The sequence below is a fragment of the Rhizobium moroccans genome (genome assembly GCF_057559155.1).
The window spans coordinates 1-11,483 of record NZ_JBHFJG010000028.1; the positions used below are offsets into that span (position 1 = coordinate 1).

At 61.8% G+C, this 11,483-nt stretch carries 12 protein-coding genes and 5 tRNA genes; all 17 read left to right on the forward strand.

Going from position 1 to position 11,483, the window contains the following annotated elements; translation table 11 throughout:
* The first annotated feature begins 104 nt into the window (after positions 1-104).
* Positions 105-181 (forward strand) — tRNA-Asp (locus tag ACE04I_RS15765).
* A gap of 65 nt (positions 182-246) precedes the next feature.
* A tRNA-Asp gene (locus ACE04I_RS15770) sits at positions 247-323 on the forward strand.
* A gap of 65 nt (positions 324-388) precedes the next feature.
* A tRNA-Asp gene (locus ACE04I_RS15775) sits at positions 389-465 on the forward strand.
* 65 nt (positions 466-530) lie between these two features.
* A tRNA-Asp gene (locus ACE04I_RS15780) sits at positions 531-607 on the forward strand.
* A gap of 65 nt (positions 608-672) precedes the next feature.
* Positions 673-749: transfer RNA gene (locus ACE04I_RS15785), tRNA-Asp, on the forward strand.
* A 302-nt stretch (positions 750-1,051) separates the two neighbouring features.
* Positions 1,052-1,417, forward strand: a complete 366-nt coding sequence (locus tag ACE04I_RS15790) for an NADH-quinone oxidoreductase subunit A (RefSeq protein WP_046792779.1) — start codon at positions 1,052-1,054, stop codon at positions 1,415-1,417.
* Complete coding sequence (locus tag ACE04I_RS15795) at positions 1,408-1,989, forward strand: NuoB/complex I 20 kDa subunit family protein (protein WP_046792778.1); 582 nt, start codon at positions 1,408-1,410, stop codon at positions 1,987-1,989. The genes ACE04I_RS15790 and ACE04I_RS15795 overlap by 10 nt, the downstream gene beginning before the upstream one ends.
* Before the next feature lie 17 nt (positions 1,990-2,006).
* On the forward strand, positions 2,007-2,609 hold the full coding sequence (locus tag ACE04I_RS15800) for an NADH-quinone oxidoreductase subunit C (protein WP_046792777.1): 603 nt from the start codon (positions 2,007-2,009) through the stop codon (positions 2,607-2,609).
* A 59-nt stretch (positions 2,610-2,668) separates the two neighbouring features.
* Positions 2,669-3,043 carry a four helix bundle protein gene (locus ACE04I_RS15805; protein WP_280950038.1) on the forward strand — a complete coding sequence of 125 codons (375 nt, stop codon included), beginning with the start codon at positions 2,669-2,671 and terminating at the stop codon, positions 3,041-3,043.
* A 66-nt stretch (positions 3,044-3,109) separates the two neighbouring features.
* Positions 3,110-4,300: an NADH-quinone oxidoreductase subunit D gene (locus tag ACE04I_RS15810; protein ID WP_046792776.1), complete on the forward strand. Its 1,191-nt coding sequence runs from the start codon at positions 3,110-3,112 to the stop codon at positions 4,298-4,300.
* On the forward strand, positions 4,300-4,548 hold the full coding sequence (locus ACE04I_RS15815) for a hypothetical protein (RefSeq protein WP_046792775.1): 249 nt from the start codon (positions 4,300-4,302) through the stop codon (positions 4,546-4,548). Before ACE04I_RS15810 ends, ACE04I_RS15815 begins: the two co-directional genes overlap by 1 nt.
* 16 nt (positions 4,549-4,564) lie before the next feature.
* Complete coding sequence (locus ACE04I_RS15820) at positions 4,565-5,761, forward strand: NADH-quinone oxidoreductase subunit E (protein WP_046792774.1); 1,197 nt, start codon at positions 4,565-4,567, stop codon at positions 5,759-5,761.
* A 10-nt stretch (positions 5,762-5,771) separates the two neighbouring features.
* Entirely contained in the window at positions 5,772-7,076 is a 1,305-nt protein-coding gene (gene nuoF, locus ACE04I_RS15825) for an NADH-quinone oxidoreductase subunit NuoF (protein WP_046792773.1), read from the forward strand.
* 4 nt (positions 7,077-7,080) lie between these two features.
* The gene (locus tag ACE04I_RS15830; protein ID WP_082118221.1) at positions 7,081-7,731 is read left to right on the forward strand and encodes a hypothetical protein; all 651 of its coding nucleotides are present in this window, start codon (positions 7,081-7,083) and stop codon (positions 7,729-7,731) included.
* A 55-nt stretch (positions 7,732-7,786) separates the two neighbouring features.
* Positions 7,787-9,868, forward strand: coding sequence for an NADH-quinone oxidoreductase subunit NuoG (gene nuoG / locus ACE04I_RS15835; protein ID WP_046792771.1), 2,082 nt, complete (start codon positions 7,787-7,789; stop codon positions 9,866-9,868).
* A 7-nt stretch (positions 9,869-9,875) separates the two neighbouring features.
* Positions 9,876-10,919: an NADH-quinone oxidoreductase subunit NuoH gene (nuoH, locus tag ACE04I_RS15840; protein ID WP_046792770.1), complete on the forward strand. Its 1,044-nt coding sequence runs from the start codon at positions 9,876-9,878 to the stop codon at positions 10,917-10,919.
* Positions 10,920-10,959: 40 nt separating this feature from the next.
* The gene (gene nuoI, locus ACE04I_RS15845) at positions 10,960-11,451 is read left to right on the forward strand and encodes an NADH-quinone oxidoreductase subunit NuoI (RefSeq protein WP_046792769.1); all 492 of its coding nucleotides are present in this window, start codon (positions 10,960-10,962) and stop codon (positions 11,449-11,451) included.
* Positions 11,452-11,483: the final 32 nt, after the last annotated feature.

Here is an 11,483-nt window from a genome sequence, read left to right on the forward strand (position 1 = left end):
CGCCGGAGGTCGCGGGTTCGAGCCCCGTCACTCGCGCCATTCTCTTCCTCGAAGTCGACCGGTCTTGTTTGGGATCGGTCAAAATGCCGCAAGCGGCATTGTGCGCGGGTGTAGCTCAGTCGGTTAGAGTGCCGGCCTGTCACGCCGGAGGTCGCGGGTTCGAGCCCCGTCACTCGCGCCATTCTCTTCCTCGAAGTCGACCGGTCTTGTTTGGGATCGGTCAAAATGCCGCAAGCGGCATTGTGCGCGGGTGTAGCTCAGTCGGTTAGAGTGCCGGCCTGTCACGCCGGAGGTCGCGGGTTCGAGCCCCGTCACTCGCGCCATTCTCTTCCTCGAAGTCGACCGGTCTTGTTTGGGATCGGTCAAAATGCCGCAAGCGGCATTGTGCGCGGGTGTAGCTCAGTCGGTTAGAGTGCCGGCCTGTCACGCCGGAGGTCGCGGGTTCGAGCCCCGTCACTCGCGCCATTCTCTTCCTCGAAGTCGACCGGTCTTGTTTGGGATCGGTCAAAATGCCGCAAGCGGCATTGTGCGCGGGTGTAGCTCAGTCGGTTAGAGTGCCGGCCTGTCACGCCGGAGGTCGCGGGTTCGAGCCCCGTCACTCGCGCCATTCTCTTCCTCGAAGTCGACCGGTCTTGTTTGGGATCGGTCAAAATGCCGCAAGCGGCATTGTGCGCGGGTGTAGCTCAGTCGGTTAGAGTGCCGGCCTGTCACGCCGGAGGTCGCGGGTTCGAGCCCCGTCACTCGCGCCATTCTCCTTATCTTCATGCAGGCTTTCCTCGTGTCGCCGGGCGGTCCGGGACTTTTGCCCGGCTATTGCGAAGTCCGGCCTGCTGCCATAGGCTGTGCGGCACTCGTCAATTTTGCTTCCCAATCAACCTCTGGTGATTGTGGAGCGCCTGGTCCATTTTGACGTGGCAAGGGGCGCTCAAAAGTCTTGCACCGGGGCTTCGCCTGCGCTAGTCACACGGCGTGTTGCAATGCACGTTTGCTTGGCCCGCGCATTGTTGATCGAGCGCCGCCCGGTGCTTTTGGCCAGCAAGGATCGAATGCCATGAGTGAACTCCTCGCTTCCTATATCCCGATTGCGGTCTTTATCGGCATCGCCCTGGTGATCGGCCTGGCGCTTCTGATCGCGCCTTTCGCCGTCGCCTACAAGGCGCCCGATTCGGAAAAGCTCTCGGCTTATGAATGCGGCTTCAACGCCTTCGACGACGCGCGCATGAAGTTCGACATCCGGTTCTATCTCGTCTCGATCCTTTTCATCATCTTCGACCTCGAAGTCGCCTTCCTGTTTCCCTGGGCGGTGTCTTTCGGCGATATCGGCTGGTTCGGCTTCTGGTCCATGATGGTTTTCCTGGCGGTCCTGACCGTCGGCTTCATTTATGAATGGAAGAAAGGAGCGCTGGAATGGGCGTAGTCGACACCGGCAGCACTCTGGTCGCGCCGCAGCCCAAGGGGATCATCGATCCGAACACCGGCAAGCCTATCGGCAGCGACGACGCGTACTTCGGCGAGATCAACAACGAGCTCGCCGACAAGGGTTTTCTCGTCACCTCCACCGACGAGCTGATCAACTGGGCCCGCACCGGTTCGCTGATGTGGATGACCTTCGGCCTCGCCTGCTGCGCGGTCGAGATGATGCAGCTCTCCATGCCGCGCTATGATGTCGAGCGCTTCGGCTTCGCGCCGCGCGCCTCGCCGCGCCAGTCGGACGTCATGATCGTCGCCGGCACGCTGACCAACAAGATGGCGCCCGCGCTGCGCAAGGTCTATGACCAGATGCCGGAACCGCGTTACGTCATCTCCATGGGTTCCTGCGCCAACGGCGGCGGTTACTATCATTACTCCTATTCGGTCGTGCGCGGCTGCGACCGCGTCGTGCCGATCGATATCTATGTTCCGGGCTGTCCCCCCACGGCGGAGGCGCTGCTCTACGGAGTGCTTCTGCTGCAGAAGAAGATCCGGCGGACCGGTACGATCGAGCGCTGAGGGCGAAGGACGAAGCAATGACTGAAGCCCTGAACGAGCTTTCCTCCTATATCCGCGAGACGCGTCCGGAACTGGTGAAGGATGCGGTGATCGCCTATGGCGAGCTGACGCTGACGGCCGAGCCGGACGATATCGTGCCGCTGCTCACCTTTCTGCGCGACGACGTGCAGTGCGGGTTCGTGAGCTTCATCGATATCTGCGGGGTGGACTGGCCGGCGCGCGAGAAGCGTTTCGACGTGGTCTATCACCTGCTTTCGCCGCGCCAGAACCTGCGTATCCGCATAAAGGTCGAGACCGGCGAGGACGAGCCGGTTCCTTCCGCTTTCTCGGTCTATCCGGGCGCCGACTGGTTCGAGCGCGAAGCCTGGGACCTCTACGGCATCCTGTTCACCGGCCATCCGGACCTGCGCCGTATCCTGACGGATTACGGTTTCGAAGGTCATCCGCTGCGCAAAGACTTCCCGACGACCGGCTTCGTCGAGGTTCGTTATGACGATGCCGCAAAGCGGGTGGTCTACGAACCCGTGGAGTTGCGCCAGGAATTCCGCAGTTTCGATTTCTTGTCTCCCTGGGAAGGGACGGATTACGTGCTGCCGGGGGATGAGAAGGCAAAACAGTAAAGCTCAGGCAATAGGCAGTGGGCAGTAGGCAATCGTTTTAGGAGAGTAAACAAACGGCGATAAATTCCTATCAGGACCTCGTGGTCTGGCAACGTTCGATGGACCTTGCGGTGGTCTGTTACGAGCTCACCAGAAGATTTCCGAAAGAGGAAATCTACGGTCTCGTTTCTCAAATTAGGCGATCAGCCGCTTCCGTGGCTGCTAATATTGCTGAAGGCTACGGACGAGATGCTACAGGCGCTTACGTGCAGCACCTGAAAATCGCACAGGGGTCATTAAAGGAATTGGAAACGCATTTGATATTGTCGACCCGTGTAGGGATCATTGGATTGGCTGAAATACAGCCTGCGATGTCTCTAGGTGATGAAGTTGGAAAGATGTTGCGGTCGCTTATCCGTCGTTTGCAGGATGGACGAAATGGAAATGAGAACTGAATACGGGCAAAGGCCTACTGCCTACTGCCTATTGCCTAATTCCTACAAGCGCGGAGCGCGCCGCACATGACTGAACACAACGTTCGCAACTTCAACATCAACTTCGGACCGCAGCATCCGGCCGCGCACGGCGTGTTGCGGCTTGTGCTGGAGCTGGACGGTGAAATCGTCGAGCGGGTCGATCCGCACATCGGCCTGCTTCACCGCGGCACCGAGAAGCTGATCGAGACGAAGACCTATCTGCAGGCCGTTCCCTATTTCGATCGCCTCGATTACGTCGCGCCGATGAACCAGGAGCACGCCTTCGCGCTCGCGGTGGAGCGGCTGATCGGGCTCGAAATTCCGATCCGCGGCCAGCTCATCCGCGTGCTGTTTTCCGAAATCGGCCGCATCCTCTCGCATCTCCTGAACGTCACGACCCAGGCGATGGACGTCGGCGCGCTGACCCCGCCGCTTTGGGGCTTCGAGGAGCGCGAGAAGCTCATGGTCTTCTACGAGCGGGCCTCCGGCGCGCGCATGCATGCGGCCTATTTCCGGCCGGGCGGCGTGCATCAGGACCTGCCTCCGGAACTGGTCGAGGATATCGGCACCTGGTGCGACGAATTCCCGGCGAAGCTCGACGACATCGACGATCTCTTGACCGGCAACCGTATCTTCAAGCAGCGCAACGTCGATATCGGCGTGGTGAAGCTGGAGGACGCCTGGGCTTGGGGCTTTTCCGGCGTCATGGTGCGCGGCTCGGGTGCCGCATGGGATTTGCGCCGTGCGCAGCCTTATGAATGCTATTCCGAGCTGGATTTCGATATTCCGATCGGCAAGAACGGCGACTGCTACGATCGCTATCTGATCCGCATGATCGAGATGCGCGAATCCGTGAAGATCATGAAGCAGTGCGTCAACCGCCTGCTGGGCGATGCCAGGAGCGGGCCGTTCTCCTCCACCGACGGCAAGGTCGTGCCGCCGAAGCGCGGCGAGATGAAGCGTTCGATGGAAGCCCTCATCCATCACTTCAAGCTCTACACCGAAGGCTACCACGTGCCGGCCGGCGAGGCCTATGCGGCCGTCGAGGCTCCGAAGGGGGAGTTCGGCGTCTATCTCGTCTCCGACGGTACCAACAAGCCCTACCGCTGCAAGATCCGCGCACCGGGCTATGCCCATCTGCAGGCGATGGATTTCATCTGTCGTGGGCACCAGCTTGCGGACGTTTCTGCGGTTCTCGGCTCGCTCGATATCGTGTTCGGTGAGGTGGATCGCTGATGCGCCGACCGATCCTGACGGCATTTGCTCTGCTGGCCGCCTCCGCTGCGCTTGCGCAGGAGCGGGCCTCGCCGGATGCGATCAAGGGAGGCTCCACCATTGCGGACCTCCTGTCGAAGGGATTTGAGATCAAGGCAGCCGTACCCAACGGTACGACCAAGTTCATAGTGTTCATGCAGAAAGGCAATTCTGCCTATGCCTGCGAATTCCTCACCGTCACGAAATCGCGGTGCGGAACCTTAAACTGATAAGGCGTGAGAAAGAATGTCCGTTCGTCGATTAGCCGAAGAGCAGTTTCAGCCGGCAGCGTTCGCCTTCAATGACGAGAACGCCGCCTGGGCTGAGGCGACCATCAGAAAGTATCCGGAAGGCCGTCAGCAATCGGCGGTGATTCCGCTTCTGATGCGCGCGCAGGAACAGGACGGCTGGGTGACGCGCTCGGCGATCGAATACGTCGCCGCCAAGCTCGACATGCCCTATATCCGCGTGCTGGAAGTCGCGACCTTCTACACGCAGTTCCAGCTGAAGCCGGTCGGCACCCGCGCCCATATCCAGGTCTGCGGCACGACGCCCTGCATGCTGCGCGGCGCCGAGGACCTGATGAAGGTCTGTCAGAAGAAGATCCATCACGATCCCTTCGCGCTGAATGCCGACGGCACGCTTTCCTGGGAAGAGGTCGAGTGTCAGGGCGCCTGCGTCAACGCACCGATGGTCATCATCTTCAAGGATGCCTACGAGGACCTGACGCCCGAGCGGCTGGAAGAGATCATCGATGCGTTCGAGGCAGGCAAGGGTGACGAGATCAAGCCCGGTCCGCAGATCGACCGGTATTTCTCCGCTCCCGAAGGCGGTGCGCTGACCCTTCTCGAAGATGTGAAGCCGGTTCGCACCAATCTCGAGCCGCAGCCTGCGGCCGACGCAGCACCTATTCCGCCCGCCGAGGCCGCACGGCCGAAGGACCGGGCTCCGGAAACCGATCCCAAGCTGAAGACCCCGGCAACCGCCCCGAAGGCGGCGGCCGCCAACGTGAAGGCTGCGGAAAAGCAGCCGCTTTCCGCCACCGCAAAGAGCGTGCCGGACCCGAAGGCGGTCGGCAGCACGGCGGAAGGCGCACCGGCCAAGCCGGGCTCGGCGACGGGTGGAAAGCCCGAGGCTGCCAAGGCCGCCAAGCCCTCGCTGGAAGACAAGAACCGCCCGAAGGGCATCGAACGCCCGGCGGAAGTGGATGACCTCAAGATGATCGCTGGCGTCGGCCCGAAGATCGAGGGCATTCTGCACGAACTCGGCATCTTCACCTTCGCGCAAGTCGCCTCCTGGAAGAAGGCGGAGCGCGAATGGGTCGATTCCTATCTGAACTTCAAGGGCCGGATCGAGCGCGACGACTGGGTCAAGCAGGCCAAGGCACTCGCCAAGGGCGGTGAGGCCGAATACATTCGTGTCTTCGGCAAGAAGCCGCGGTAAGGAGTGAGACATGCTCAAGGATCAGGATCGCATCTTTACCAATATCTACGGCCTCAAGGACAAGTCGCTCAAGGGCGCGATGAGCCGCGGCCACTGGGATGGTACGAAGATCATCATCGAAAAGGGCCGTGACTGGATCATCAACGAGATGAAGGCGTCCGGCTTGCGCGGACGCGGCGGCGCGGGCTTCCCGACCGGTCTCAAGTGGTCCTTCATGCCGAAGGAAAGCGACGGTCGCCCGCATTACCTCGTGGTCAATGCCGACGAATCCGAGCCGGGCACCTGCAAGGACCGCGAGATCATGCGCCACGATCCGCATACGCTGATCGAAGGCTGCTTGATCGCCGGTTTCGCCATGGGCGCCCATACCGCCTACATCTATGTGCGCGGCGAATACATGCGCGAGCGCGAGGCGCTGCAGGCGGCGATCGACGAGTGCTATGACGCCGGCCTTCTCGGCAGGAACAACAAGAACGGCTGGGATTTCGACATCTACGTCCATCACGGCGCCGGTGCCTATATCTGCGGCGAAGAGACGGCGCTGCTGGAAAGCCTCGAGGGCAAGAAGGGCCAGCCGCGCCTGAAGCCGCCGTTCCCGGCCAATATGGGCCTCTACGGCTGCCCGACGACGGTCAACAACGTCGAATCGATCGCGGTCGCGCCGACCATTCTGCGCCGTGGCGCCGGCTGGTTCTCCTCGATCGGCCGCCCGAACAATGTCGGCACCAAGCTTTTCATGATCTCGGGCCACGTGAACAAGCCCTGCACGGTCGAGGAAGCCATGAGCATCCCCTTCCGCGAACTGATCGAGAAGCATGCCGGCGGTATCCGAGGCGGCTGGGACAACCTGCTCGGTGTCATCCCCGGCGGCGCGTCCTGCCCCGTCGTCAAGGGCGAGGACATGATCGATGCGATCATGGACTTCGACGGCATGCGCGACGTGAAGTCCTCCTTCGGCACCGCCGCCGTCATCGTCATGGACAAGTCCACCGACATCATCAAGGCGATCGCACGTCTCTCGGCCTTCTTCAAGCATGAGAGCTGCGGCCAGTGCACGCCCTGTCGCGAAGGCACCGGCTGGATGTGGCGTGTCATGGAACGCATGGTGAAGGGCAATGCGCAGAAGCGCGAGATCGACATGCTCCTCCAGGTCTCCAAGCAGATCGAGGGCCACACCATCTGCGCGCTCGGCGACGCGGCCGCCTGGCCGGTCCAGGGCCTGATCCGCAATTTCCGTCCGGAAATCGAGGCGCGTATCGATCAATACACCCACAACGCCACGTCCCACGGCGCGGTGATGGAAGCAGCGGAGTAAGAGCGTGGCGATAACGGGCGCAGATCGGGATGTGAGGGCGAGGGCGGATATGCCGGCGCACGATCCCGCGCGCCCGGCCGATTTCTCGGAAGCCTTTTCGCTTCATCCGCTCATGTCGCATCCGGCGGCGGCCATGACGGCTGCCACGGCGATCGGCTTCGGTCTCGCAACGCAGGCCGCCGGGGTTTTCTTTGGCATGCTGCAAGGGGCGATGGAAGCGGCGAACCGGATGAACAAGGCTTTCGGTGACGAAAGCGCCCATGCAGCCGCTGCGCGGAAGCCGGCAGCGCCACAAGCCGCGCCGGAGGAAGCGAAGCCGGTGCAGCGCGTAAAGGCCACACCGAAGTCGGCGGAAAAACCGGTTGCGGAAAAGGCTGCGAAGGCCACGGCCGCCCCGAAGCGGCAGGCGAGGGGCAAAGCGGTTCCCGCCACAGGGTCTGACGCGGGGATTGTCGGTCCTGCGGATGATCTGAAACTGATCTCCGGCATAGGCCCGAAGCTGGAAAAGGTTCTGAACGATATGGGCGTCCGGCGCTTCGCCGACATTGCCGGATGGAGCAAGGCGGACGTCGCCCGGTTCGACAAGACGCTCGGTTTCGAGGGCCGCATCGGTCGTGACGATTGGATCGGCCAGGCAAAGAAGCTGATGCAATAGGAATACTTCGGCGGCTCAAGGGTCGCGCGATTGAACACAGGACGTAAGTGAGACGATGGTTAAGCTGAAGGTAGACGGCAAGGAGATCGAAGTCCCGGATCATTTCACGCTGCTTCAGGCGTGCGAGGAAGCCGGTGCCGAGGTTCCGCGCTTTTGTTTTCACGAGCGTCTGTCGGTCGCGGGCAATTGCCGCATGTGCCTCATCGAGGTGAAGGGCGGACCGCCGAAGCCGGCGGCGTCCTGCGCCATGGGCGTGCGCGACGTTCGCGGCGGACCGAACGGCGAGCTGCCGGAAGTCTTCACCAATACGCCGATGGTCAAGAAGGCCCGCGAAGGCGTGATGGAATTCCTGCTCATCAATCATCCGCTGGATTGCCCGATCTGCGACCAGGGCGGTGAGTGCGACCTGCAGGACCAGGCCATGGCCTTCGGCATCGACAGTTCGCGCTATACGGAAAACAAGCGCGCCGTCGAGGACAAGTATATCGGCCCGCTCGTCAAGACGGTGATGAACCGCTGCATTCACTGCACGCGCTGCGTCCGCTTCACGACGGAAGTCGGCGGCATTTCCGAGCTCGGCCTCATCGGTCGTGGCGAGGATGCGGAAATCACCACCTATCTCGAACAGGCCATGACCTCCGAGCTGCAGGGCAATGTCGTCGATCTTTGCCCGGTCGGCGCGCTGACCTCGCGGCCGTTCGCCTTCACGGCCCGTCCCTGGGAGCTGAACAAGACCGAATCGATCGACGTGATGGATGCCGTCGGTTCGGCGATCCGTGTCGACACCCGCGGACGCGAAGTCATGCGCGTCATGCCGCGCGTCAACGAGGAGGTCAACGAGGAGTGGATTTCCGACAAGACCCGCTTCATCTGGGATGGATTGAAGACCCAGCGTCTCGACCGGCCCTATGTGCGCCGCGACGGACGCCTGCAGGCTGCGACCTGGGGTGAAGCCTTTGCGGCCATCAAGACCGCCATTTCGGCGACTTCCGGCGAGAGGATCGGTGCGATCGCCGGCGATCTCGCTTCCGTCGAGGAAATGTACGCGCTCAAGGAACTGATCCGCTCGCTCGGATCGGAAAATCTCGACTGTCGCCAGGACGGGACGGCGCTCAATCCGTCGCTCGGCCGTTCAAGCTACATCTTCAACCCGACCATCCAGGGCATTGAAAATGCTGGCGCTCTGCTGATCGTCGGCGCCAATCCGCGCCTTGAGGCCGCGGTCCTCAACGCCCGCATCCGCAAGCGCTGGCGCCGAGGCAATTTCCCGATCGGCGTCATCGGCGAAGTCAGCGAGCTGCGTTACGTCTACGACTATCTCGGCGCCGGCCCGGAGACGCTTGCCGATCTCGCATCCGGCAAGCACAGCTTCGTCGATACGCTGCGCAACGCCAAGAACCCGATGATCATCGTGGGGCAGGGGGCTCTTGCCCGCCAGGATGGCGCAGCCATCCTGGCGGCCGCCGCCCAGCTCGCCGGCTCTGTGGGCGCGCTCACCGACGAGTGGAACGGCTTTGCCGTGCTTCACACCGCGGCCTCCCGCGTCGGTGGCCTCGATCTCGGCTTCGTGCCGGGTCCGAAGGGAGCCAATGCGGCGACCATGCTGCGCTCGATGGACGTACTCTTCCTGCTCGGTGCGGACGAAATGGAGTTCTCGACCAAGCACGCCAAGTTTACCGTCTATATCGGCAGCCACGGCGATGCGGGCGCTCATAACGCCGATGTCATCTTGCCCGGCGCAGCCTATACGGAGAAGTCCGGCACCTGGGTCAACACCGAAGGCCGCCCGCAGATGGGCAACCGCGCCGGTTTCGCACCGGGCGAGGCTCGAGAGGACTGGGCGATCCTGCGCGCACTTTCCGACGTGCTCGGCAAGAAACTGCCGTTCGATTCGCTCTCCGCGCTGCGGGCGAAGCTCTATGAAGCCTATCCGCATTTCGCCGCGCTTGATGAGATCGCGGCCGGTGACGTGAACGAAATCGCCGCACTCGGGCAAAAAGCCGGTGAGATGACGAAGTCTGCGTTTGCGTCTCCGATCAAAGACTTCTATTTGACGAACCCAATCGCCCGCGCCTCCGCGGTCATGGCCGAATGCTCGGCTCTGGCCCGTAACAACTTCAAGGCAGCGGCGGAGTAACAGGACCATGGATTCATTCTTCTCGACCTATGCTTGGCCGGCGATCGTCATGATCGGACAGTCCCTGCTGCTCCTCGTCTGCCTCTTGGTCTTCATTGCTTACATCCTGCTGGCCGACCGCAAGATCTGGGCTGCCGTGCAGCTTCGCCGCGGCCCGAACGTCGTCGGTCCCTTCGGCCTGTTCCAGTCCTTCGCCGACCTTTTGAAGTTCGTCTTCAAGGAGCCGATCATTCCGTCGGGCGCTAACAAGGGCGTCTTCCTGATCGCTCCGCTGGTCTCGGTGACGCTTGCGCTAGCCGCCTGGGCGGTCATTCCGCTGAACGACAACTGGGTGATCGCCAATATCAATGTCGGCATCCTCTATGTCTTCGCGATCTCCTCGCTCGAAGTCTACGGCGTCATCATGTCGGGCTGGGCGTCGAACTCGAAATATCCGTTCCTCGGCGCGCTGCGCTCCGCCGCGCAGATGGTGTCCTACGAAGTCTCGATCGGCTTCGTCATCGTCACCGTCCTGCTTTGCGTCGGCTCGCTGAACCTCACCGATATCGTCTATGCCCAGCGCGATGGTCTCGGCACCATGGTCGGCCTGCCGAACTCCTTCCTGGACTGGCACTGGCTGTCGCTCTTCCCGATGTTCGTGATCTTCTTCATCTCGGGACTGGCCGAAACCAACCGTCCGCCCTTCGATCTTCCGGAAGCGGAATCGGAGCTCGTCGCCGGCTACATGGTGGAATATTCCTCCGCGCCGTACATGATGCTGATGCTCGGCGAATATGCCGCGATCCTGCTGATCTGCTCGCTGACGACGATCCTCTTCCTCGGCGGATGGCTGCCGCCGGTCGACGTCTGGTTCCTGAACTGGGTTCCCGGCATCATCTGGTTCGTCCTGAAGGCGTCCATGGTTTTCTTCATGTTCGCCATGGTGAAGGCCTTCGTACCGCGCTACCGCTATGACCAGCTCATGCGTCTCGGCTGGAAGGTCTTCCTTCCGATCTCGCTCGCCATGGTCATCATCACCGCATTCGTGCTGAAACTGATGGGATGGGCATAACCATGACCGGTCCCGGTTTCGGCATCATTGGAGAATAAGGATGGCAAGTCTTTCGCAAGCCGTCAGTTCGCTGTTTCTGAAAGAGTTCGTCGGCGCTTTCTTCCTGTCGATGCGCTACTTCTTCAAGCAGAAGGCCACGATCAACTATCCCTTCGAAAAGGGCCCGGTCTCTCCGCGCTTCCGCGGCGAGCATGCGCTTCGCCGTTATCCTAACGGTGAGGAGCGCTGCATCGCCTGCAAGCTCTGCGAAGCGATCTGTCCTGCCCAGGCGATCACCATCGAAGCCGGACCGCGCCGCAATGACGGCACCCGCCGCACGGTGCGCTACGACATCGACATGGTGAAGTGCATCTATTGCGGCTTCTGCCAGGAGGCATGTCCGGTCGACGCGATCGTCGAAGGCCCGAACTTCGAGTTTTCGACCGAAACCCGCGAAGAGCTCTATTTCGACAAGGCGAGACTTCTCGAAAACGGAGACCGCTGGGAGCGCGAGATCGCCCGCAATATCGCAATGGATGCGCCCTACCGCTGAGGGCGGGCCATCGGACCGGCGCCGCCGGCGCC

Coding starts and splice junctions, on each gene's coding strand:
- nuoH (WP_046792770.1), top strand. CDS start 9,876: ATGGATTCATTCTTCTCGACCTATGCTTGGCCGGCGATCGTCATGATC.
- nuoG (WP_046792771.1), top strand. CDS start 7,787: ATGGTTAAGCTGAAGGTAGACGGCAAGGAGATCGAAGTCCCGGATCAT.
- ACE04I_RS15800 (WP_046792777.1), top strand. CDS start 2,007: ATGACTGAAGCCCTGAACGAGCTTTCCTCCTATATCCGCGAGACGCGT.
- ACE04I_RS15795 (WP_046792778.1), top strand. CDS start 1,408: ATGGGCGTAGTCGACACCGGCAGCACTCTGGTCGCGCCGCAGCCCAAG.
- ACE04I_RS15820 (WP_046792774.1), top strand. CDS start 4,565: ATGTCCGTTCGTCGATTAGCCGAAGAGCAGTTTCAGCCGGCAGCGTTC.
- nuoI (WP_046792769.1), top strand. CDS start 10,960: ATGGCAAGTCTTTCGCAAGCCGTCAGTTCGCTGTTTCTGAAAGAGTTC.
- ACE04I_RS15815 (WP_046792775.1), top strand. CDS start 4,300: ATGCGCCGACCGATCCTGACGGCATTTGCTCTGCTGGCCGCCTCCGCT.
- nuoF (WP_046792773.1), top strand. CDS start 5,772: ATGCTCAAGGATCAGGATCGCATCTTTACCAATATCTACGGCCTCAAG.
- ACE04I_RS15790 (WP_046792779.1), top strand. CDS start 1,052: ATGAGTGAACTCCTCGCTTCCTATATCCCGATTGCGGTCTTTATCGGC.
- ACE04I_RS15810 (WP_046792776.1), top strand. CDS start 3,110: ATGACTGAACACAACGTTCGCAACTTCAACATCAACTTCGGACCGCAG.